The organism is Luteimonas gilva, assembly GCF_005239095.1.
Classification (GTDB): Bacteria; Pseudomonadota; Gammaproteobacteria; order Xanthomonadales; family Xanthomonadaceae; genus Luteimonas_C; species Luteimonas_C gilva.
In genome coordinates this window covers 276,008-299,350 of record NZ_SZUA01000001.1, presented here as the reverse complement: position 1 = coordinate 299,350, position 23,343 = coordinate 276,008, and the positions used below count along the sequence as shown (strand labels likewise).

Annotated in this window: 18 protein-coding genes and 2 tRNA genes; 13 read left to right on the top strand and 7 right to left on the bottom strand. The window is 65.6% G+C overall.

The window, feature by feature from the left end; translation table 11 throughout:
* Nucleotides 1–119 precede the first annotated feature (119 nt).
* On the bottom strand, nt 120–3,005 hold the full coding sequence (locus FCE95_RS01315) for a TonB-dependent receptor (protein WP_425481274.1): 2,886 nt from the start codon (nt 3,003–3,005) through the stop codon (nt 120–122).
* Nucleotides 3,006–3,154: 149 nt separating this feature from the next.
* The gene (locus tag FCE95_RS01310; RefSeq protein ID WP_137265196.1) at nt 3,155–4,642 is read right to left on the bottom strand and encodes a transglutaminase-like domain-containing protein; all 1,488 of its coding nucleotides are present in this window, start codon (nt 4,640–4,642) and stop codon (nt 3,155–3,157) included.
* Nucleotides 4,643–4,892: 250 nt separating this feature from the next.
* On the opposite strand from FCE95_RS01310, the gene FCE95_RS01305 reads away from it, so the two are divergent.
* From FCE95_RS01305 to FCE95_RS01285, 5 genes are all read left to right on the top strand, one after another.
* Nucleotides 4,893–6,299, top strand: a complete 1,407-nt coding sequence (locus FCE95_RS01305; RefSeq protein WP_137265195.1) for a C40 family peptidase — start codon at nt 4,893–4,895, stop codon at nt 6,297–6,299.
* Between the two features lie 16 nt (nt 6,300–6,315).
* Nucleotides 6,316–7,413, top strand: a complete 1,098-nt coding sequence (locus FCE95_RS01300; protein WP_137265194.1) for a dipeptide epimerase — start codon at nt 6,316–6,318, stop codon at nt 7,411–7,413.
* Nucleotides 7,414–7,423: 10 nt separating this feature from the next.
* A complete protein-coding gene (locus FCE95_RS01295) occupies nt 7,424–8,269 on the top strand; it encodes a MurR/RpiR family transcriptional regulator (protein ID WP_137265193.1) in 846 nt (281 codons plus the stop codon).
* Nucleotides 8,270–8,541: 272 nt separating this feature from the next.
* Nucleotides 8,542–9,234 carry a L,D-transpeptidase family protein gene (locus tag FCE95_RS01290; RefSeq protein ID WP_223266732.1) on the top strand — a complete coding sequence of 231 codons (693 nt, stop codon included), beginning with the start codon at nt 8,542–8,544 and terminating at the stop codon, nt 9,232–9,234.
* Between the two features lie 42 nt (nt 9,235–9,276).
* Nucleotides 9,277–10,524, top strand: coding sequence for a dicarboxylate/amino acid:cation symporter (locus FCE95_RS01285; protein ID WP_137265191.1), 1,248 nt, complete (start codon nt 9,277–9,279; stop codon nt 10,522–10,524).
* Between the two features lie 266 nt (nt 10,525–10,790).
* Here the strand turns inward: FCE95_RS01285 and FCE95_RS01280 are convergent, their stop codons facing one another.
* Together FCE95_RS01280 and FCE95_RS01275 are read right to left on the bottom strand one after the other, a co-directional pair.
* Complete coding sequence (locus tag FCE95_RS01280; protein ID WP_137265190.1) at nt 10,791–11,699, bottom strand: hypothetical protein; 909 nt, start codon at nt 11,697–11,699, stop codon at nt 10,791–10,793.
* Entirely contained in the window at nt 11,696–12,040 is a 345-nt protein-coding gene (locus tag FCE95_RS01275) for a PadR family transcriptional regulator (protein WP_223266731.1), read from the bottom strand. The genes FCE95_RS01280 and FCE95_RS01275 overlap by 4 nt, the downstream gene beginning before the upstream one ends.
* Before the next feature lie 361 nt (nt 12,041–12,401).
* On the opposite strand from FCE95_RS01275, the gene FCE95_RS01270 reads away from it, so the two are divergent.
* Nucleotides 12,402–12,477: transfer RNA gene (locus FCE95_RS01270), tRNA-Ala, on the top strand.
* Nucleotides 12,478–12,727: 250 nt separating this feature from the next.
* On the opposite strand, the gene FCE95_RS01265 is transcribed toward FCE95_RS01270, so the two are convergent.
* The 3 genes from FCE95_RS01265 to FCE95_RS01255 form a co-directional block, all read right to left on the bottom strand.
* Complete coding sequence (locus FCE95_RS01265; protein WP_137265188.1) at nt 12,728–13,366, bottom strand: response regulator; 639 nt, start codon at nt 13,364–13,366, stop codon at nt 12,728–12,730.
* Nucleotides 13,367–13,376: 10 nt separating this feature from the next.
* A complete protein-coding gene (locus tag FCE95_RS01260) occupies nt 13,377–15,062 on the bottom strand; it encodes a GAF domain-containing protein (RefSeq protein WP_137265187.1) in 1,686 nt (561 codons plus the stop codon).
* 132 nt (nt 15,063–15,194) lie between these two features.
* A complete protein-coding gene (locus tag FCE95_RS01255) occupies nt 15,195–17,318 on the bottom strand; it encodes a TonB-dependent receptor family protein (protein ID WP_137265186.1) in 2,124 nt (707 codons plus the stop codon).
* 53 nt (nt 17,319–17,371) lie between these two features.
* On the opposite strand from FCE95_RS01255, the gene FCE95_RS01250 reads away from it, so the two are divergent.
* The 7 genes from FCE95_RS01250 to FCE95_RS01220 all read left to right on the top strand — a co-directional run bounded on the left by FCE95_RS01250 (nt 17,372) and on the right by FCE95_RS01220 (nt 23,299).
* A tRNA-Arg gene (locus FCE95_RS01250) sits at nt 17,372–17,445 on the top strand.
* Between the two features lie 106 nt (nt 17,446–17,551).
* The gene (gene amaB / locus FCE95_RS01245; protein WP_137265185.1) at nt 17,552–19,087 is read left to right on the top strand and encodes an L-piperidine-6-carboxylate dehydrogenase; all 1,536 of its coding nucleotides are present in this window, start codon (nt 17,552–17,554) and stop codon (nt 19,085–19,087) included.
* A gap of 45 nt (nt 19,088–19,132) precedes the next feature.
* Complete coding sequence (locus tag FCE95_RS01240; RefSeq protein ID WP_137265184.1) at nt 19,133–19,414, top strand: DUF4190 domain-containing protein; 282 nt, start codon at nt 19,133–19,135, stop codon at nt 19,412–19,414.
* 1 nt (nt 19,415) lies between these two features.
* Nucleotides 19,416–20,471, top strand: coding sequence for a quinone-dependent dihydroorotate dehydrogenase (locus tag FCE95_RS01235; protein WP_137265183.1), 1,056 nt, complete (start codon nt 19,416–19,418; stop codon nt 20,469–20,471).
* Entirely contained in the window at nt 20,468–21,502 is a 1,035-nt protein-coding gene (gene murB / locus FCE95_RS01230; protein ID WP_137265182.1) for a UDP-N-acetylmuramate dehydrogenase, read from the top strand. Before FCE95_RS01235 ends, murB begins: the two co-directional genes overlap by 4 nt.
* Nucleotides 21,503–21,692: 190 nt before the next feature.
* Nucleotides 21,693–22,607 (top strand): DMT family transporter, encoded by a 915-nt coding sequence (locus tag FCE95_RS01225; RefSeq protein ID WP_223266730.1) that lies wholly within the window; start codon nt 21,693–21,695, stop codon nt 22,605–22,607.
* A gap of 134 nt (nt 22,608–22,741) precedes the next feature.
* On the top strand, nt 22,742–23,299 hold the full coding sequence (locus tag FCE95_RS01220) for a hypothetical protein (RefSeq protein WP_137265181.1): 558 nt from the start codon (nt 22,742–22,744) through the stop codon (nt 23,297–23,299).
* The last annotated feature ends 44 nt before the right edge of the window (nt 23,300–23,343 follow it).

Here is a 23,343-nt window from a genome sequence, read left to right as displayed (position 1 = left end):
TCAAGAAGATCCCGGCATCGTGCCGCGGATCGCAGGCGAAAAAAAGCGGCCCGCGAGGGCGGGCCGCTAAGCCGGGGGGCTAATCGGAATTCGAGCCGTACGGATCGCGCCGCATGCGCTCAGTAGCTGTACGACACGACCAGTTGCATGTAGCGCGGCGACTGCCACACCGTGCCTTCTCCGAAATAAGGCATCTTGACGCCAGGAGTGCTCTCGTAGCGCGAGTGCACATTGACGACCGTCTGGTCGTTGAGCACGTTGTATATGGAGAAGCGCGCCTTCAGGTCGATGTCGCGGAACGGCGTGAAGGTCACATTGAGGCCCAGGTCCTTGACCCAAGGCATGCGGCCGAACGCGCCACGCTCCGAATAGACCAGTTGCCGCGTCGTATAGTTGGAACAGCCGGACACGCACAGCCAACCCGACCCGCCGCCGCTGAATTCGCCGGGACCGCCGGCGCTACGGTTGTCGTTGGGCCAACGCACGCCGAACGCAGTGATGGGACCGCCCGAAATCGCCGAGAACGTAGCGCCGAAGCTGAACATCTCGTTGAGCTTATAGCTGCCGCGGAACTTGAACTGGTGGCGATGGTCGTTGAACAAAACGCCGTAGCGCTCGTTGACGGCCGGGTGATCGTAGAACTGCACCAGGTTGGTGTCCGCGTAGCCCGCGTCAGAGTTCACCGGGCCTTCGATGTTGCCTTCGGACTTGGACCAGATGTAGCTGGCATTGAACGCCCACTTGTCGTCCCAGGCGCGATCGATCTGGAATTCGACCGCCTTGTAAGTGCGCTTGGGCTTCTTGTAGCCCAGGATCGCGCCGCTGCCCGTCGCTTGATAACCGTCGCGGGAACTGTCGAAAGTCACCCACTGGCCCGTGTCCTCGCACCACAGGGTCGCTTTTTCGCCAGGGTTGATGATCGGGAAGCTCGAATATCCGGGGCACCCGGGCAGATGGTTGATGCGCGTGTCTTCCACGGCGCGCGGAGTCTCGCGGTAGGTGGCGTTGACGCCGTACGACCAGGCCGTATTGATCATCTGCTGGAATCCCAGGATGAACTCGTCCTGGTAGACCATCTCCAGATCTCGCGAGACTTCGGTGCGCAGATCGTCCGGCGCCGGAACGTTCCCTTCGGTATTGACCGGACCGATTTGCGGACCCAGGTTAGGCATCAGATAGGTGCCGCCGGTGACCGGGTCGATCTGTTGGGTGAACCCGTTGAGCACGTAGTAGGTGTGCTCGTCGGTAGTGCCGCCGCCGAAATAGTCGGCGAGCTTGTTGGTCAGCGGCAGGTAGTAGCGGCCCGCGTTGCCGAACAGCTTGGTCGTGCCGTCGCCCTTCATGTCCCAGCTGAAACCCAGACGCGGTGAAATCATGTCGCTGAAGTCGGCTTGCGCGAAGGTCGAACCCGAAGCCAGCTTGTTGTGGAACTTGTCGAATCGCACGCCGATATTCAGCAGCAGGTCGGGCGTAACGCTCCAGTTGTCCTCTACGTAAAACGCCTGCGCCTTCGTTTCCACCGGCGAACCCGTGATATAGCGGCGCGCATCGATGATGCGGGTGACGCCGGCGGGAACGGTGGCGTCGTTCGGAAGCGGCGCGCCGGGCACGACGGTTTGGGCCTGGTAGCTGACGCCGTCGCCCGGATACACCACCGTGCTGTCGGACTCCATCACTTCCTGGTCCGCGCCGAAACGCAGCAGGTGGTTGCCCAGCGTCCACTCGAAATCCAGGCGCGCCGCCTCGCGCTTGTCGTCGCGGCTGTTCCTACTGGTATTGGTCGGATGGCAGCCCCGCTTGGCCTCCCTGCCGAACTCGTCGTTGTAGTTGCTGGCGATGGTGACGATGCTGCAATCGCCGTCCCGCGGGCTGCCGCCGAAGTTCGTCCGCTTGTTCACGCCATACATCGCCTTGGCGACGAAATTGTCGGTGATGTAGCCGGTATAGGTGAGCGACCAGTTGTCGCCGCCGGATCTGGAAAGGGTTTCGCCGTTGAACTTGCCCAGCGTATCGGTATCGAACGCGTAATCGTAGTTGGAAGTGGTGGACTCGGCCTCGTCGGAGAAGGCCAACACTTCCAGCAGATGGTTGTCGGTAATCTGCCAATCGAGCTTGGCGCCCCAGAAATCGTTCGGACTATCGGTGTAGAAGGCCTCTTCCGTATCGATGTCCTTCGAGTCGGCATCGCGGTTTTCGTACATCGCGAAGAGGAACAGCTTGTCCTTCACGATGGGGCCGGACGCCCATAGGTTGGTCTTGAACAAGGAACTTTCGTCGCGGCTCGTGCGGTCGCGCTCGTCGACGGTGCCGTCCCTATGGAAGTGATCTTCCTTCGAAGAAGCCCAGTCCGACGGTTCGAACGTCAGTTCCACGCCGCCGTGGAAATCGTTTCCGCCCGAGCGTGTCACCGCATTGATGACGCCGCCGGTGCTGCGGCCAAATTCGGCGGAATAGCCGCCGGTCTTGATCTGGAATTCCTTGTAGAAGGCGAAAGGCACCGAGGAGAAGCCCTGGCGGCGGTAGGGATCGGTCACGTTCAGGCCGTTGATGTAAACGACGTTTTCCGCCACCGACGAACCGCCGAAGGTGAGACCGCCGAAGGTGGCGCCCGAATTGACCACTCCGGGCGCCAGCAGCGCCACGGACGTCAGGCTTTGGTCCACCGGCATCCGCGCCAATTCCTCGCGATTGATGTTGACCGCCGACTCGGTGGAATGGACGTCGACGCGGTTGATGACGCGGGATCCGACCACGGTCACCGTATCCAGGTTGCCGATGCCGCCTAGATTCACCGTGGTCGTGCCGCCCAACGAAACATTCGCGGCGACGGGGCTGCCCACGGCTTGCCCGTCGCGGCTGACCTGCACGCTATACGAGCCGACGGGCAACTGACTGAGGCGGTAGCTGCCATCGGCATCCGCTGTGACGGTGCGGGTCAGGCCCGTCGCGGTGTTGGTCACCGTGATCTGCGCGCCGGCGTCGGCGCGCCCCGCCACCGCGCCCATGGCGCTCTGCGCAAACGCAAGAGGCGACAGGGTCGCCAGGCACGCCCCCAAGGCGATACAAATTGCGGACCTCTTCAGTGCCATGCTTTTCATGCCCCCTCCAGGGTGTTGCAGTCGGATGTCATTGGTAGTGTTTGCACGTGTTCGCGCTACTGCGTGTCCTTCGCCGCCCCGCGCGGGAGCATCGTCCAGTCGAAGTCGTAATCCCACTGGTCGAAATAAAGATTGCCGCCCTTCCACTCCACCTCGCCGCGCTGCAGATCGACGGTCTCGGACCGGAAGAACTCCTTCTTCGGCGCGAAATCGCGGCCGTAGTCGTCGTTGAAGGCGATGCGATAGGCGTCGAAGCCGCCCAAGTAGAAGTCGCGGATGGCCGGGTCGCCGTCGGCGAAGCGGCCGAAGGTGACGTCCATCGGCACCCAGCCGTACGGGGCCAGGTACAGCCAGCCCCAGTCGTGCATGTTGTTGTATTCGGTGTCGGAGAAGATCCAGCCCGACTGCCAGCGCGCCGGAATGCCGTTCAAGCGCAGCAAAGTCATCAACAGCAAGGTCTGCTGGCCGCAATCGGCATGGCCGGCGTGCAGCGCGTAGTCGCTGATGTTGGTGAGGGTGGAATACTCGCGCGCGCCGGCCCACGGAATCTTGTCCACCGCCGCGTAAAGCTTCTGCGCGATGCGGTAAGGATTCTTTTCGTCGCCGACGGCCTCGCGCGAGAACTTGCGCAGGTCGTCGGTGTAGGCGATGTGCGGCGGGCGTTCGCCCATGTAGGGCGCCAGTTCCGGCGTTTCCGTGACCGGCACCACTTTGGCGGGATCGATCGCCTTGTACTGTCCGTAGATGGTCAGCTCGTAGGTGACCGAAAACTCGGTCTTCTTGCCGGCGACGGCCGGCTTTTCCACGTACACGGTGCGCTGCATCGTCGATTCCGGCGCGATCTCGTGCTTGGACGGCTCGCTGGCGACGAAGCGGATGTCTTCCTGCTGTCCCGGAATGGCGCGCGGATACGGCAGCCAGGCGCGCAGCGTTTCGCCTGCGGGCACCGCATCGGCGTTCACCGCGATCGATTGGGTGATGCGCACCCGCCGCGGCGCGACGCTGGATTTCCCGCTGGCCAGCGCGGCATCGCGCACTTCTTTATGGTGCGGACTCGATTTCTCGAGCGGACTGTCGTTGAACGGCGTCTGCTTCGCGCGGCGCGCGCGCGCTTCGGCGCTGAGGCGGAACAGGTTGGACGGCGCGCGGCTGAAATAGAGCTTGCGGCCGTCGATGGTCTGATGCTCGAGCAGGCCGGCCGCATCCCATTTCGCGAATTCCCCGTCCTTCAGGTCGGGAATCTGCTTGCGCACCCGCGCCTTGGCTTCTTCCTCGTTCAAAGTGAAGTCGAGCAGGATGCGGCGCATGCGTTCGCGCTGGAATTCCAGCGCCGTTCGCGATGGCGCATCGAGCGAAGGCTCGGCTAGCGCCGCGGCGATGCGCGATTCGGCTTCGCGGAAATGGCCGGCGTCGATCAAGGCGATCGTCTCGGCTTCGGCCTCGCCGCCTTTCGGCGCGGCTTGGGCGACCGAGCCCCCGCCGAGCAGCAAGGCGGCCGCCAGCGCCAAGGCCGTCAGGCCCCGCCGATGTCCGACTGGTCGCATGCTGTCCAACGCGGCTCCCCGTATTAGCCCACGGTAACGGCTGTGTAACATGCGTCCAAGCCAGCGTCAATAATTTATTCTTTTGGACTATGCTATAAGAAATACGTATTCCGCGGCGCACAAAAATAGTGCCGCGGATCGGGGCCTTTCGGGGAGGATTCGAGATGAAGCGAGCATCCAGACGGGTGCTGCCATGCTGGGGCCTGGCCCCGGCTTCCTCGGTTTCGGGCCGCTCCGCGGAGACGTCGTTATGAAATTCAAACCCCTACTCCTGACTGCGGCGCTGCTGATCGCCGCTTGCGCCAGCGCACCGGCGCCGCACGCGGATGCGCGCGCCGCAGCTGCGCAAGCGACCGGCGTTCCGGGCGTCAGCAGCGCGCAACTCGACCCGGACTATTGGATCCGGCGACAAGCCGCCGCCGATCGCGTGGTGCTGGATCGCGCCGCGATCGCCGCGCAGAACGAAAAGCTCGAGGAAGTCGACGACTCGGTGTACGACATCGAAGCCCTGCCCGCTTCGCTCGGGCGCGACCAAGTGAAAGCCTGGATCGAAGGCTTGTCGAAGCGCCCGACCAAGCCGGTCTACGACGAACGCGGCCGCGAAGTGCCGGCCAAGGCGCTGGACGCGCTGGTCGCCGATCTGCGTCTGGACGCGGTGCCGGCGACCCAAACCACCCGCTACGGCCTGGTCACCCGTCGCGCCGACCTGCGCGCCTTCCCGACCGGGTTGCGCGTGTTCTCGCGCCAAGGCGACACCGATATCGACCGCTTCCAGGAAAGCGCATTGTTTCCGGGCACGCCGGTGGCCATCGTCCACGAAAGCCGCGACCGCAAATGGTGGTTCGTAGTCAGTCCGCTGTACGCGGCCTGGATCGAGAAAGAGAAAGTCGCCGCAGGCGACAAGGACGCCGTGTTCGCTTACACGCGCAAAACGCCTTATTTGATCGTCACCGGCGCGACGGTGCGCACGGTTTATACGCCCGACCAGCCGCAAGTGTCGGATTTGCAGCTCGACATGGGCATTCGTCTGCCTGCGATCGTCGATTGGCCCGCCGACAAGCCGGTGAACGGACAGAATCCGTACTCGTCGCACATCGTCGAATTGCCGATCCGCGGTGAAGACGGCCGGCTCGCGTTTTCGCCGGCGCTGATTTCGCGCAACGCCGACGTGCGCGCCGACTACTTGCCGATGAACCGCGCCAACATCCTGCGCCAGGGCTTCAAATTCCTGGGCGAGCGCTACGGTTGGGGCCACAGCTACAACGCCCGCGACTGCAGCGGTTTCGTTTCGGAGATCTACCGCAGCTTCGGCATTATCTTGCCGCGCAATACCAGCGACCAAAGCGTCAGCCCGGCGTTGAACCGCATCCATTTCGAACCGGGCGACGGCCGCGACAAGCGCGACCCGGTGGTGCGCGACCTGCAGGTCGGCGACTTGGTCTACATCCCCGGCCACGTGATGATGGTGATCGGCCACGACAACGGCATGCCCTACGTGATCCACGACACCAACGGCGGTTCTTGGCTCGGCCCCGACGGCAAAGTGGTCGGCGGTAAGCTCAACGGCGTCTCGGTCACGCCGCTGTCGACCCTGATGTTCGACGAACAGAAGAGTTACGTGGACCGCATCACCAACATCCAGCGCATCCGCCCCTGAGGGACCAGACGACAAGATGAAGATCACGCAGATCAAGTTCGGCATGTTGCGGGTGCCGCTGAAGACGCCGTTCAAAACCGCGCTGCGCACGGTGGAGACGGTCGAGGACATCGTCGTCCAGATCCACACCGACACCGGCAACATCGGCTACGGCGAAGCGCCGGCCACGGCGGTGATCACCGGCGACACCCACGGTTCCATCGTCGAGGCGATCGACAAGTTCATCGCCCCGCGCCTGATCGGCCAGGAGATCGCCAATCTCAACCGCATTACCCAATTGATCCAGACCGCGCTGGAGAAGAACACCAGCGCCAAGGCCGCGGTCGAGATCGCGGTCTACGACTTGTTCGGCCAGCTGTACGGCGCGCCGCTGTACAAGATGCTCGGCGGCGGCGACCCGGTGATCACCACCGACATCACCATCAGCGTCGACTACATCGACAAGATGGTCGCCGATTCCATCGCCGCGGTGGACCGCGGCTTCGAATCGCTGAAGATCAAAGTCGGCAAGGACATCGGCCTGGACATCGAACGGGTCAAGGCGATCTACGCCGCGGTCGAGGGCCGCGCCCTGCTCCGCCTGGACGCGAACCAAGGCTGGACCGCCAAGCAGGCGGTCTACGCGATGCATACGCTGGAAGACGCCGGCGTGCTGCTGGAACTGCTGGAGCAGCCGGTGAAGGCGCAGGACATCGACGGCCTGAAATACGTCACCGACCGCGTCCACACGCCTGTGATGGCCGACGAAAGCGTATTCGGGCCGATGGAAGTGGTCGAACTGATCAAACTGCGCGCCGCCGACATCATCAACATCAAATTAATGAAGACCGGCGGCATCTCCAACGCGATCCGGATCGCCGACATCGCCGCGCTGTACGGCGTGGAATGCATGATCGGATGCATGCTGGAAACCAGCATCAGCGTCGCCGCGGCGGTGCACGTGGCGGTGGCCAAGGCCAACGTGATCACCAAGGTCGACCTGGACGGGCCTTCGCTGAGCAAGTTCAACCCGGTCGACGGCGGCGTGATCTTCAACGAGTCCGAGATCTCGGTGACCGATGCGCCCGGCCTGGGCATCCGCGAGATCCGCGGGCTGGAACCGATCGAAGTCTGAGCCCGACGCCATGTCGCCGCTGCTGAAGATCCGATCCGAGCGCGACCAGATGTCGGCGATCGAGCGCCGCATCGCCGACTACATCCTGGAGAACGCGCATCTGCTGCGCGACTATTCGTCGCAGCAATTGGCCAGCGCGCTCGGGATCAGCCAGTCGAGCGTGGTCAAGTTCAGCCAGAAGCTGGGATTCAAGGGCTATCCGGACCTGAAGTACTCGGTCGGCGAAGCGATCGCGCGCAGCAACGGCAACGAAGAGCAGCACGGCGCGCCGTCGGCGGCGGACGATCCGCACGGCGCGCTGGCCGAAAGCCTGTGGCGGCAGAAAGCGCGCGCCGAAGAGGAAACTCGGCTGATCAACCCGCCCGACCGGATCGATGCGATCGCCGATGCCGTCGCCGGCGCGGGTCGCGTGTTCGTGATCGGGTTGGACGAGGACGGCGTCGCCGCGCGCGCCTTCGCGCTGAAGCTGTCGCTGCTGGGGATTCTGACCGTGCACCATTTCGATCCGGTGCTGATGGCCACCAGCGTTTCCGCCGCCAATCCCGGGGACGTGCTGCTGGCCTTTTCCGAGCACGGCAACCAGGTCGCGCTGAGCCAGATCGCGCGCCAATTCCATGAGCGCAAGGGCAAGGTCGTGTCGGTCACCCGCCACACCGCCAATCCGCTGCGCGCGCACGCCGAACTGTCGCTGCTGGTCTCCGCCCACGACGAGCGCGCCCATATCGAGCCGCTGCTGTACCAGACCGCTTTGCAGCACCTGTTGGATCTGATCTTCGTGCTGTTGTGCGAGGACGGCGACCGGATGGCGCGGCTGGACGCCAATCGGGAGCGGATCCAGCTTATGCTCGAGCCATGACAACGTCGCACCAAGCCCCATCGCACCCGCTGTTTCCCCCTTTGAAAAAGCGGGATCAAGGGGGATTTGCTTTTGCTCTTCGCGGACCGAAGAGCAAATCCTCCCCGACCTGCCCGGCCCGCAGGCACAGCCTGCGGGCGTTCATCAGCGCGCGAACCTTTGGTTCGCAAACGCGCTGCTTCACCCTTTTTCAAAGGAGGGAGATCCTCCGGATCGTTGTGTCGTGTCTGATCCTATTCGCTGCGTTGGTCGCAGGGGGCTGTAGTCGGCACTTGAATCGGAAAGAGGCACCGGCCGCATGGTCCAACGCCCAACAACTGGTCCTGGTCACCACGCCCGACTGGAACGCCACCGTCGGCGAACTGCGCACCTATGAGCGCGACGGATCGAGCTGGCGCGAGATCGGCCAAGCGACGCGCATCACCGTCGGCCGCGCCGGCTCCGCCTGGGGTCTGGGCCTGCATCCCGAACAAAACAACGGCCCGATCAAGCGCGAAGGCGACGGCCGCGCGCCCGCGGGCGTGTTCGCCATCGGCACCGCATTCGGTTACTCGCCTTCCGCCGACACCGCCCTGCCCTACGCCGCGATGTCCGCCAGCAGCTATTGCATGGACGTGCCGGCATCGCCGCTCTACAACAAGATCGTCGATGCGCGCGAGGTCGGCGAAGCGGCCGTGGCCGGATCGAGCGAGCCGATGCGCTTGGACCTGCGCAAACCCGGCGACCAGCGCTACAAGCTCGGCTTCGTCATCGAACACAACCCGCGGGCGAAACCGAACGCCGGCAGTTGCATCTTCGCCCATTTGTGGAAGGCGCCCGGCGAGACGACGGCCGGCTGCACGGCGATGGCCGAACCGGCGATGGAACGCCTTTACGCTTGGCTGAGGCCGGAATCGCATCCGGTGTTCGTCCTGCTGCCGCGGGCCGAGCACGCGCGCCTTAAAACTTCCTGGCATCTGCCCTAGCGCAGGACGCCGACCACCACCACGCCGACGACAGGAAACCGCATGTCCCTGACCACCCGCGTTCTGCTGGCCTTGATCGTGGCCGCCGTCTCCGGCCTGCTGCTGGCGTTGTGGGATCCCGCCTTCGCGACCCGCGCCGCGGACGTGGTGCAACCGATCGGACGCTTGTGGCTGAGCGCGCTGCAGATGACGGTAGTGCCGCTGGTGGCGGCGCTGGTGGTGATCGGCGTGAACACCGCCAGCAACGCGGCCGCTTCCGGGCGCACCGCGCGCAAGGCGATGCTCGTGTTCGTCGTGCTGCTCGCCGCCGCGGCCGCCTTCACCGCGGTCGCATCGACCTTTCTGCTGTCGCTGGTGCCGCGCGACCCGCTGCTCGCCGAACGCCTGCACGCCACCGGCACGGCGGTCGCAGCGGCGGCGCCGACGTCCTTGTCGGATTGGATCGCTTCCATCGTGCCCAGCAACGCCATCGCCGCCGCCGCGCAGAGCGCGATGCTGCCGCTGGTGGTGTTCGCCCTGTTCTTCGGCTTCGCCCTCACCCGCGTCGACGGCGAGCGCCGCGCGCGGATGATCGACCTGCTGCAGACGGTGAGCGACGCGATGATTGTGATCGTGCGCTGGGTGCTTTGGGCGGCGCCGCTGGGCGTGTTCGCGCTGGTGTTCGCGGTCTGCGCGCGGGTCGGACTGAGCATGATCAGCGCGCTGGGCTATTACATCGCTCTGCAATGCATCATCTATTTCTCGGTGACCTTGCTGATGTATCCGGTCGCCGTGTTCTTCGGCGGCGCGCACCTGCGGCGCTTCGCCGCGGCGATCCTGCCGGCGCAGGTCGTGGCCACGAGCACGCAATCCTCGCTGGCTTCGTTGCCGGCGATGATCGAAAGCGCGCGCGCCCGGCTCGGCTACCCGTTGCCGGTGACTTCGCTGGTGCTGCCGATGGCGGTGTCGCTGTTCCGGATCAACAGTCCGGTGCAGTACATCAGCGTGGTCGCCTTCATCGCCTGGGTGTTCGGCACCGATTTGAGCATCGCGCAATGGACGGTGGGCATCGCATTGTCGGTGGTGATCAGCATGGGTTCGGTCGGCCTGCCCGGGCAGGCCAGTTTCATGGCGACCAATATGCCGGTAACGCAGGCGATGGGTTTGCCGGTGGAACCGCTGGGCATCCTGTTGGCGGTGGACACCATCCCCGACGTGTTCGCCACGCTCGGCAACGTCACCGCCGATCTGGCCGCGACCAGCGTCGTGGCCAAGGACGCGCCGCCGGACACCGCGTCGGAATCGGTCTGAAGCTGTAGCGCTCCCTCTCCCGCTTGCGGGAGAGGGCTGGGGTGAGGGCGCGCGTGATAGCCGACGCGTCAAACCCTTCTGGAGCGGGAACCCGAGAGCATCGGATACCGATTGCCTGTCGCGGTCTTCGCGTCCGCGCGCCCTCGCCCAACCCTCTCCCGCAAGCGGGAGAGGGCTTCAAAATCTCGCAAGGCGAGCGAAACCAGATATGCGCGAAGCACGGCGAAGACTCATTCGAAATGGAGATTCGGGAATGCGGCTGCGTGTCAGCCGGCGATCTTCGGGGCGCGTATCTGCGGACGCCCGCGGAACGCTTCGTAGAGCAGGCTCACGACGATTAAGGCGACGACCAAAACCAGCGCCGCCTTCGCGCCGTCGTCGGTCGGCTTGGCCTGGAAGATGTCGCCCGCGGCGATCCACCAGACCAGCAGCGCGGCGAACGCCAGGCTCAAGCCGGTTTCCAATCGCCGCATCAACGACGACCAGCGTCCTTTCGAAAGCACCGCGAGCCTCACCGCGAAGTAGCCGGCCCACAACAACAAGGCGAACGGGGCGCGTGTGCGCAGGAAGGCGGCATCGAAAGCGAAGATTTGCGGAAACGGACCGGGCATCGCATTCGCTATCCAAGGCAAGCAGACCATGAACGCCACGGCGACCGCGATGCAGACCAGGCCGAAGATCGAAGGCAGACGTTCGATCCGGTCCGGATCGACGACGCGCGGCCGCCAGGTCGGCTTAAACAACCCGGTCTTCCGCACGGCCGCGGCGACGATCGCCATCGTCACCATGAAGCCGGGCCACCAGAACGATCCCAGGCCCCAGGTGAACCACCAGGCAACGAGCGGCTGGCCTTCGAACACGCGGGGCAGCGTCAAAGCCCATTGCAAACCGAGGCCGCCTAGCGCCGTCAGCGCGAAAGTCTTGGTCTGATCGGCCGGAATGATGGTCGTGCCCGGCGGACGGTAGCGCGCGCCGACTTCCGCCGGCGTTCCGAATTCGCGCAGCATGGCCAGCACCATGGCGTCGTCGGCAGCCTTGCCTTCCGATTGCGCGCGATCGGCGAGCATCTCGGCCAGCAGGCCGCGCAGCTCGAAACCGATCTCGCCGCGTTCCTTGCGCGGCACGCGGCGGATGACGTCCACCACATAGGCCTCGATCACGTCGTTCGTACTCATTTCCCATCCCCTTCCAGTAAACCGGCCATCGTCGCCGCGAGGGCGTTCCAGGACACCGTCAGTTCAGCGAGCAGCGCCTCGCCCGCGTCGTTCAAGCGGTAGTAGCGTCGCGGCGGGCCTTCCTCGATCCGCCATTCCGAAGCCAGGACGCCCTGGCCTTCCAGCCGGCGGAGCAAGGGGTAAAGCGTCCCCTCCTCGATCGACATGCCACGCTGCGCCAAGGCCTGGCGCAGCGAATAGCCGTATTGCGCCTGCCGGAGCTGGGAAAGCACCGCCAGCACCAGCGCTCCGCGTCGTAGTTCGAGCTCCAGCTTCGGAGTCGGGTTTTCGCGAGTATCCACAGTGCTTCGCCCTGTAACGTGTAATGAACAGTACATTGCATCGCACAGTATGTCAATGCCTCCTAAGCGGCCTCCAAAGACTGAATAGGCTCATTGACCTCAGCTTCTGCCGGGCGTCGCTCCAGCGGGATTCTTCCAACCGTCACCCCGGCGGAAGCCGGATCCAGCTAGTCGCAGCGAGAGTTCCGTCGTCCTGGATCCCGGCTTTCGCCGGGATGACGGCGATGAAGGCAAACGTCGCAAGACTCGAACATCGCGCGGCAGACCGCCGACGCGACTACTGTCGGCACGCGCCACGACGCGACGCCGAAACGCACGTCTAGCGCCCTCGCTCGCAGGCCGCTAGAATTGCGCGCTTCGTGGGGCGGTAGCTCAGCTGGGAGAGCGTCGCGTTCGCAATGCGAAGGTCGGGAGTTCGATCCTCCTCCGCTCCACCACGCTTACGAAAGGCCGGACCGCGTCGCGGTTCGGCCTTTTCGTTTGTCCGCACCCACCAAAGTCATGGCCGAGCACTCACGCATCGGCCTACTCGCCGCGCTGCCCGCGGCGCAATCTGACCGAGCGTTGCGGCCGACAAGAATCGCCGCCGCGACGTACGGCATTCCGGTTATCTCCCGGCGGCCCGGCCTTCGGCAGACACCCTCGACGGCAGCCCCGGGAGAGTTTTTTCCTCTCGTGTCCCCGGCTTCAGTGGGCCATGCCTTCCTTGTGCGCGAGCAGCGCCGCTTGCGTGCGGTCGGCCACGCCGAGCTTGTCCAGCACCTGACTGACGTAGCCCTTGACCGTGCCTTCGGTCAGATCCAGCTGGCGCGCGATCTGCTTGTTGCTCATGCCTTCGGCCAGCAGCGCCAGCACCGAACGTTCGCGCGCGGTCAACCGGTCGATCGGCGACGGCGCGCGCCGCATCCAGTCCAGCATTTGCCGCTGCGCTTGCGGATGCAGCCATGCGCGGCCGGCGGCGACTTCGCGCACCGCGCGCACCAGATCGTCGCGCAACGCGTCCTTGAGCAGATAGCCGGTGGCGCCGGCAGCCAAGGCGTCGCGCACTTGCGAGTCTTCGGCGTAGCTGGTGAACACCAGGATGTTGACGGCCGGACGCGCGCGTTTGATCGCGGCGATGTTCTCCACCGCCGGCGGGCCCGGCATCTTCATGTCCAAGACCACCACGTCGGGGGCATCCGCGGACAAGCGCTCGAGCACGGCGATGCCGTTCTCGGCCTCCCCGATCACTTGCATGTCGGCCTGTTGTTCCAGCAGGCCGCGCAGCCCTTCCCTGACCACGGCGTGGTCGTCGGCCAACAGGATGCGTATGGGTTGCTCGTTCATTGGGATTTCCTCAATTCAATTCGCGATCGGCGCGCGGAAGAAAAGCATCGATGCGCGTACCGTGCGGCGTGCCGGTGGTGATCAGCAGCTCGCCGCCCAATTCGTAAAGCCGTTCGCGCATGTTCGCCAAGCCCATGCCGGGCTCAGCGAGGTCGGAAATGCCGCGGCCGTCGTCGCAAACGCGCAAGCGCAGCGCTTTGGCGTCGACCGACAGCACGATGCCGATCCGCTTCGGTTCGGCGTGGCGCACCGCGTTGGACGCCGCTTCCTGGCAGACGCGCAGCATCGCGTGCTCGTGCGCCTGCAGCTGCGGCCGGTAGCCTTCGGCATTGAGATTCAAGCGGATATGCGCGGGCACCATGGCCTTGAGCAAGCGCCGCATCGCATCGGGCAATTCGTGCGGGGTCGCCGCGCCCGCCGACGCCCGGTCCGCGGACGCGCCGGGCGATAGTTCGCGCAATAAGCCGCGCAGTTCCGCGAACGCCAATTGCGCCAGTTCGCTCAGCCGCACCGCGCGGCGTTCGCCTTCGGCCGGATCGCGATGCCAGGCCTCGGCCAGCGACTGGGTGATCAGGCTCATCGAAGCGAGGATCTGAGTGACGTTGTCGTGCAGGTCGCGGGCCAGGCGCTGGCGTTCTTCGAGCAAGGCCGCCTGGGTCGAACGCTCGAACAGCCGCGCGTTAACGATCGCCACGCCCAGGTGCTCCGCCACGATCTCCAAGCTGATCCGGTCCAATTCGTCGAACGTGCGGTCGGCTTCGACGTTGAGCACACCCAGCACGCGCCCGCCGTACAGGATCGGGATGGCCAGCTCGGCCCGCGGCGGACGCACGCCGGGCGGCGTGATATAGCGCGGATCCCGCGCGACGTCGTTGACCAGTTGCACGCGGCGTTCGCGCACGGCGGCGCCCATGATGCCGGTGCCGATCGGCAACCGGTCTTCGTGCCGGATCAGCTTTTTATAGTCGCCGCCGCGCACCCGGATGACCAGCGTGTCCGGCCGCTCGGGATCTATCAGCGGAATGTCCACGTTCGGATATTCGAGGGTTTCGTGGATCGCGTCGGCCGCGTGCTGCAGCAGCGTGTCCAAATCCGGGCCGGTGGCCCCGATCGCGGCCACCCGTGCGATCAGCGCGAACCGCGACGCCCGGCGCTGCTCTTCGGCGTAGCGCTGCGCGTTCTCGATGGCGATCGCGGCGTGGCGCGCGAACAGGTCCAGCAGATCCTGCGCATCCGGCGCGAACTCGCGCGGCGGCCATACGCCGATGCCGAACACGCCGATCAATTTGCCGTGGGCGCGGATCGGCATGCCGATCATGTCCATATCCAATGCGGCGGTGCGGCTGGGATGCGGCAAATCGCCGTAGCGGCAGCGCAGCGGCGCATCCAGCTCCAGCACGCGCCCGGTGAGCCCGTGTCCGCGCGCCAGCACGGCGCGCAATTGTTCTTGCGGAATGTTGTAGCTGGCCGCGGTGCGGATCGAATCGGTTTCGCGCACGTACAGGCCGATCACGCCGTCGTCCGCGCCGATCAGCTTGCAGGCGCGCTCGACGATGCGGCCGAGCAATGGATCCAACGCCAACTCGCCCGCGATGTCCTCGATCATCTGCGAGAGCAGCTCGAGCTGGTTGCGCACCCCTTCGCGAACGGCAGGCGGCATGACGGTATCGCTAGGCGCGCGGGAACGGCGGTTCATGCGGCATCGTACGCAACCGGCGCCGGGCTTCGCGCTTGGCCCGGGTGGGCGACGGACACCGACTTTAGTCAGTGCCGCGCGGAATCGCAAAGGGCCGCGACCGGCTCGCCGAAGGCTGTTTGTGGGAGCCGGTTACGGCCGCGCGGGCTTCAAATCGACGCCGACCAGCCAGCCCCGCCCCGGCGCGGGTTCGAAATAGCGCCCGTTGCTCTCGTTGACGATTACCGAGCCCACATAGCGGCGATCGAACAGGTTTTGGATGCGGACGAAACCGATCGCCTCGATACCGCCGATCCGCCAACGTCGCTGCGCGCTGGCATCGAAAATCGCATAACCGGGCGCCGCGGCGGTATTCGCATCGTCCGCGAACACGCGGCCGACGCCTTGCGCTTCGAGGGCGAAATCGATGCGCTCGTCGGGAAGCCAGCGCAACTCGGCCCACAACTGCGTTCGCGGCAGGCCCGGAATGCGGTTGCCGGCGGCGACGGTCTGATTCGGCCGCGCGCAAGGCGCCGCGCCGCAAACGACGAAGGCCTCGCGGTAGCGCGCATCGAGATAGGTGTAGGCCAGCGCATAACGCCAATGCGTCGACCAGGCGCCCGACCACGACCATTCGGCGCCGCGCCGCAGCGAAGAAGCGGCATTGGCGAAGGTGCTGCGCCCGCCCTGGTTGGCCGCGACCACGATCTCGTCGTCGGTGGCGCTGCGGAACAACGCGAATCCCATGCGCTCTTCGCCGCGGCGCATGCGCAGCCCTGCTTCGACGTTGTCGCTGCTAGCGGCGCGCAATGCGGTATTCAAACCGCTGCGGCCGTCGCTACGGTAAGACAATTCGTTGAAGGTCGGCGTTTCGAAACCCTTGCCGGCGTTCGCGTACAGGCTGACGCTATCCGCAGCGCGGAACAGCAGCCCCGCGACGGGCGTCGTCTCGGCGTACTCCAAACGGCCGCTGTCGTCGGGATTGGCTGCGGTAACGAACGCATCGCGCGAACGGAAAGCGATGCGGCTGCGGCGCAGGCCCGCGTCGATCCGCCAGCGCGGGGCGAATTCCCAATCGGCTTGCAGATATCGATCGCTGCCGGCGAGGCGGTCGCGTTCGTCGCGACGCAAGGCGCCGCGCACGCCCAGCCGCGCCCCGGCGAAGTTTTCGTAACCGCGGCGGCGTTCGCTGGAACGCTGGTATTCGGCGCCGACGGCGATGCCGGCCGGCCGCGAAGCCCATTCGCCGCGCCACTGCCAGCGCAAATCCGCGCCGCCGTAGCCGCGATCCAGATCGACCACGCCGCCGCTGCTGAGCGGATTGGCCTGCGCGGCGACCGGGATGGACAAATATTGCACGGTCTCGCGGCCGCCGCCGTGGACGACGGCCTCGAGCCTGCCCACACCGATGCCGTGCGCAAGTTTCAAACCCAACTGCCGCTGGCGCACGGTCTTGCGCGTGTCGAACTGGAATGCGCCGGCGCTGGCGGCGCGGCGGTCGCCCGTCAACTCCGCGCGCGTCAGGCCTTGCGGATCGTCGGCTTCCAGATCGAGCGCATTGGCTACGGCGCGGAATTCGCCGTCGGCGCCGAACGCGCCCTGCAACGCCAGTTGCGCCGAATCGCGGCGCGCGCGACTGTGGTCGCGATAACCGTCGTCGGCCAAGGTACCGGCATCGATGCGATAACCGCCCGGGCCCGAAGGCCAAGGGCCGCGCCAGGACAAACTGCCGCGCCGGAAGCCGTCGGCGCCCGCAGCGAACGCGCCGGCGATTTCGCTCCGGTCCGGCGGCGGCGCGCTGAAGATCTGGATCACGCCGCCCGACGAATTGCCGTACAGCGCGGAGAACGGCCCGCGCAGCACCTCGATCCGGTCCGCGGCTTCCAGCGCGAAATGCGACACCTGCCCTTGCCCGTCGGGCATCGTCGCCGGGATGCCGTCGCTGTACAGCCGCACCCCTCGCACGCCGAAGCTGGCGCGGGTGCCGAAGCCGCGCACCGAGATCTGCAGGTCCTGCGCCCGGTTCTGGCGATCGCGCGCCAGCACGCCGGGCACCCGCGGCAGCGATTCGGACAAATCGGCCCGCGGCTGCGCGCGGCCGATCGCGTCGGCATCGATCCGATCGATCGCCGCCGGCACCTGCAGGGGATCCTGTTCGCTGCGCGTGGCGGTGACCACGACCGCATCCAAGGCCCTCGCCGGCGCCTGCCCGGGGTCCTGAGCGAGCGCGCCCGGCGCAGCCAAGCTCGCGAAAACAAAAGGGAAAATCGGTCTCATGGAACAAGCATAGCTGCGTCGGGAGGGGGTATCTGGAATAATTCGAGGCTTAAGGCCCCGTAGCTCAGCTGGATAGAGCGTCCCCCTCCTAAGGGGAAGGTCGTACGTTCGAATCGTATCGGGGCCGCTTAAAGCCAGGAACGCAGTGAAGAGGAACCAGAAACGAGTGCTCGCGCTCGCCGGGCCTCACTCGTTCCTAGTTCCTCTTCACTAGTTTCTCGTTCGGAGCTCCCATGACTCACCCCGTCCTCACCGCCCTCGGCTTGTCCGACAACGAATCCGGCACCTACCTTGGCAGCGGGGAATGGGCCAAGACCGCGGACGCGGGCGTGCTGGAGCCGGTCAACCCGACCGACGGCAGCGTCCTGGCGAAGGTGCAGGCTTCGTCGCAGGCGGATTACGAGTTGATCGTCGAACGCGCCCAGGCCGCTTTCAAAGTCTGGCGCAGCACGCCGGCGCCGCGCCGCGGCGAGGCGATCCGTCTATGCGCCGAAGCCTTGCGCGCCAACAAGGACAAGCTCGGCTCGCTGGTCGCGCTGGAAATGGGCAAGAGCAAGCCCGAGGGCGACGGCGAAGTGCAGGAGATGATCGACATCGGCGAATTCGCCGTGGGCCTTTCGCGCCAGCTGTACGGCCTGACCATGCACAGCGAGCGCCCCGGCCACCGCATGTACGAGCAGTGGCATCCGATCGGCTTGGTCGGAATCATCTCGGCGTTCAACTTTCCGGTCGCGGTGTGGGCCTGGAACAGTTTCGTCGCGGCGGTGTGCGGCGACATCTCCATTTGGAAGCCCTCGCCGAAGACGCCGCTGTCGGCGATCGCCTCGATGAAGATCTGCAACGCGGCGCTGAAGAAAGGCGGCTTCCCCGACCTGTTCTTCCTGTTCAACGACGCCGGCACCGAGCTGGCGACCAATTTCGTCGACGACAAGCGCATCCCGCTGATCAGCTTCACCGGCTCGACCAAGATCGGCCGCAACGTCGGCGAGCGCGTCGCCCAGCGCATGGGCCGCAGCCTGCTGGAACTGGGCGGCAACAACGCGATCATCGTCGACGAGACCGCGGACCTGAAGCTGGCCATCCCGGCGATCGTGTTCGGCGCGGTCGGCACCGCCGGCCAGCGCTGCACCACCACGCGCCGCCTGTTCGTGCAGGAAACCATCTACGACGACGTGCTGGCCAAGCTGAAGACGGCCTACGCGCAGGTCGAAAAGAAGATCGGCGATCCGACCGATCCGGCCAATCTGATGGGCCCGCTCAACAGCCAGGACGCGGTGAAGGGCTATCTGGCCGCGATCGAAAAGGCGAAGGCTTCCGGCGGCAACATCGAAAGCGGCGGCAAGGCGCTGACCGACCGCAAGGGCAATTTCGTGCTGCCGACCATCGTCACCGGATTGAAGAACGAAGCCGAAGTCGTGCAGACCGAGACCTTCGCGCCGATCCTGTACGTGATGAAGTATTCCAAGCTGGACGAAGCGCTGGAACTGCAGAACGCCGTGCCGCAGGGCCTGTCCTCGTCGATCTTCACCACCAACCTGAAAGCGGCGGAAGCCTTCTTGTCCGCGTCCGGTTCGGACTGCGGCATCGCCAACGTCAACATCGGCACCAGCGGCGCGGAGATCGGCGGCGCGTTCGGCGGCGAGAAGGAAACCGGCGGCGGCCGCGAATCCGGCTCCGACGCGTGGCGGGCCTATATGCGCCGGCAAACCAACACCATCAATTATTCCGACGCATTGCCGCTGGCGCAGGGCATCAAGTTCGATCTTTGACATACTGACGGCGGGCGCCCGCCCGCCGACTGCAGGGGGAAATCCATGAACGCCACGATCCGTCAAACCAGTGCCTTCGCCATCGTCAGCGTGGTTTCTGGCGTGCTGGGCTGGACCTTGATGCCGCTGCTGGGCTGCATCGTCGCGGTCATCACCGGCCACCTGGGCCGAGCCGAAATCCGGCGCCAGCCCGAGCTGTACCAAGGCGACGGCCTGGCGGTGATCGGCCTGGTGCTGGGCTATATCGGCATCGCGCTGGCGGTGCTGGCGGTGGCGGCCTTCGTGCTGTTCTTCGGCGGCCTGGCCTGGCTGGGCTCGCAGCACTGAGATGTATTCCCTCGCCCGACCTTTCCTCTTCGGCCTCGATCCCGAGCAAGCGCACGAGATCGGCCTGCGGGCGATCGAAGCGGCCTACCGCACCGGCTTGAATCCGCTGCTGGGCCGCAAACCCAAGCCTTTCCCCACCAAGGCTTTCGGACTCACCTTCCCCAACCCGGTCGGGCTGGCGGCGGGCTTGGACAAGAACGGCGCTCACATCGACGCGCTGCTCGCCTTGGGCTTCGGCTTCGTCGAAGTCGGCACGGTCACGCCGCGGCCGCAGTCCGGCAATCCGCGGCCGCGCATGTTCCGCCTGCCCGAGCACCAGGCCATCATCAACCGGCTCGGCTTCAACAACGACGGCGTCGACGCGCTGGTGCGCAACGTCGAGAAATCGCGGCGCAAGGGCGGCGTGCTCGGCATCAACATCGGCAAGAACAAGGACACGCCGAACGATTCGGCCGAACGCGATTACCTGGTCTGCCTGGAACGCGTGTATCCGCTGGCCGACTACATCACCGTCAACATCTCCTCGCCCAACACCGCCGGCTTGCGCGAATTGCAGGAAGAGCAATCGCTGCGGCGCTTGATCGGCACTCTGCGCGAAGCGCAGGAAAGCCTGGCCGGCGTGCACGGCAAGCGCGTGCCTTTGCTGGTGAAGGTTTCGCCTGACCTGTCCGACGAGGACATCGACGCGGCCAGCCGCACGCTGGCCGATCTGCAGGTGGACGGCGTCATCGCCACCAACACCACGGTGTCGCGCTTCCCGGTGCAGGGCCATCGCCACGCACACGAAACCGGTGGCCTGTCCGGCGCGCCGCTGATGGGCAAATCGACCTCGGCGCTGCGCCGCATGCGCACGCGCCTGCCCGAATCGATCCCGCTGATCGGCGTGGGCGGCATCCTCTCCGCGGCCGACGCCGTCACCAAAACGGCCGCCGGCGCGAGCCTGGTGCAGATCTATACCGGCCTGGTCTATCGCGGGCCGGCGCTGATCGGCGAATGCGTCGATGCGATCCGCCGCCGCAAGGAAGCGCCGAGCACCGGCGGCGTCGAGCGGCTATGAGCGCGCCCTGTCGGATACTGCACGACGCCTCGCTGCGCGAACGCAACACCTTCCGGATCCAAGCCCATGCGAAGCGGCTGATCGAAGTCGCCGACGCCGCCGCATTGCCGGAAGCCTTGGCCGGCGAATCCGCGCGGCCGATGGTCTTGGGCGGCGGCAGCAACCTATTGTTCGCAGGCGATCCTGATGGCGCGCTGGTTGCGCTCACCGGCGTCCGCAGCAAGATCGTTTCCGACGACGGCGATGCGGTCGTCGTGCGCAGCGATGCCGGCCTGGAATGGCATGCGCTGGTCATGAGCATGCTCGCGCGCGGCTTGAATGGGCTCGAAAACCTGGCGTTGATCCCGGGCACGGTCGGCGCGGCGCCGATCCAGAACATCGGCGCCTATGGCGTGGAAGTGCGCGATCGGATCCATGCGGTGGAAGCCTTCGAACCGGCGACCGGCCGCAGCCTGCGTTTCGCGCCGGCCGAATGCGAATTCGCGTACCGCGACAGCCTGTTCAAGCGCGAACCGGACCGATTCGTGGTCACCGCCGTCGAATTCGCGCTTTCGCGCGATCCGGCGGTGCAGGTCGAATACGCCGGCATCCGCGACGAACTCGCTGCGATGGGCGTCGACGGCACGCCCACGCCCGCGCAAGTGGCCGACGCCGTGATCCGGTTGCGCCGACGCAAATTGCCGGACCCCGCCGTCATCGGCAATGCCGGCAGCTTCTTCAAGAATCCGATCGTTCCGTCCGATCAAGCCGCAGCGTTGCAAGACGAAAACGCCGCGCTGCCGATCTTCCGCGGCGACGCCGAAACCACGCGAAAACTCTCGGCGGCTTGGCTGATCGACGCCTGCGGCTGGAAAGGCCATCGCGACGGCGATGCCGGCGTGTCGGAGAAGCATGCTTTGGTGCTGGTGAACCACGGCGCCGCCACCGGAATGCAGTTGCTGGACTTGGCGCGGCGGATCGCCGATTCGGTGCGGAAGAAGTTCGGTGTGGATCTGGAACCGGAACCGAGGATCGTCGGCGCGAAATGGTAGGGAACGGCTGGCTTTTGCTTCCGATGCCGTCATCCCGGCGAAAGCCGGGATCCAGTGTCGAAGCGATGACGCCGCAAACGGGGCTGTACCGTCGGAAGCCCTGGATCCCGGCTTTCGCCGGGACGACGGCAAACAATGTCGCTAGGCCCCGCTTTCGCGGCGGCTGCGATCCCAGATAGAAACAAGCGCAATGCCTACCGTTCCCCGCACCGCCCACACCCGCGCCGCGCTGCTGATGCTCGGCAGCACCGTGTTCTTCGCGCTGATGGCGCTGACCATCCGCCTGGCCTCGAAAACGCTGCATACCTACGAAATCGCCTTCTTCCGCAATTTCTTCGGCCTGCTGGCCTTGCTGCCGCTGCTTCATCGCAGCGGGATGGCCGTCTTGCGCACGAAGCAACTGCCGCGTTATCTGCTGCGCAGCGCGATCGGCGTGGTGTCGATGCTGTGCGGCTTCTGGGCGATCGGCCATCTGCCGCTGGCGCAGGCGATCTCGTTGTCGTATTCCACGCCGCTGTTCGTGACCATCGCCGCGGCGATCTTCTTGCACGAACAAGTGCGGCTGCGGCGCTGGACCGCGGTGATCGTCGGCTTCATCGGCGTGCTGGTGATCGTCCGGCCCGGCAGCGCCAGCTTCACCCTGGGCAGCCTGGTGGCGCTGTCGGCGGCGGTGCTGAGCGGCATCGTCGCGATCCAGATCAAGCAACTGTCGCGGGTCGATTCCGCCGACACCATCGTGCTGTACACCTATCTGTTCTGGGTGCCGATTTCGCTGGTGCCGGCCTTGTTCGTCTGGCAATGGCCGCAGGGCATGGCTTGGCTGTGGGCCGTCGGCGCCGGCATCCTGGGCACCGGCGGCCAATTGCTGTGGACGCGGGCGCTGAAGCTGGGCGACGTGTCGGCGCTGACGCCGATCAGCTTCATGCAACTGCCCATCGTCGCCACCGCCGGCTGGCTGTTGTTCGGCGAAGAAATCTCGCATTGGACGCTGATCGGCGCCGGCATCATCTTCGCCGCCAACGCCTACATCGCCCATCGCGAAGCGCAGTTGGCGCGCCGAGCGGCGACGACGGCGCCGGTGGAAGCGGCCAAGCCGGGCGAATAGCGGAAAAGGTGCCTTTGCTTTTGCTTCTCCTTCTCCCATCGGGAGAAGGACATCGCGCTTCCGGCACTTTGCGCTAAGCCGCAATGGATGCTACCCATTACGCATCGATCGGCCGATCGTTCCGGGGAACCGTCATGCGTCCATATCCGCTGCTATTGGTTTTGCTTGCTTTCGCCGCACCTGCCCTGGCGGAACAAACGCCTCCGCCGACGGACAAGTCGCCGGTCCTGTACACCGTTCCGGCCGCCGCGGCCAAGGATGTGGACAGCATCGACGCGATCGTCGCCGCGCTGTACGACGTGATCTCCGGCCCCGCCGGCAAGGCGCGCGATTGGAACCGGATGCGCTCGTTATTCGTTCCCGGCGCGAAACTGATCCCGACCGGCGCGCGGTCGAACGGCGAAGTCGCCATGCGCTTGTTGGACGTCAACGACTTCATCGCCACGTCCGGCCCGCTGATGCTCGAAAAAGGCTTCACCGAACGCGAACTGGCGAAACGCGTCGAAAAATTCGGGCACATCGCCCACGTCTTCAGCACCTACGAAGGCGTGATGGAAAAGGACGACAAAGTGCACCTGCGCGGCATCAACAGCATCCAGCTGATGAACGACGGCAAGCGCTGGTGGATCCTGTCGGTGTTCTGGGAGGCCGAAACTCCGAACATGCCGCTGCCGAAGGAATATCTGCCGTAGGGCGGAACCGGCGAAGGCGATTCCGCCAACCCATCTGCCATCGC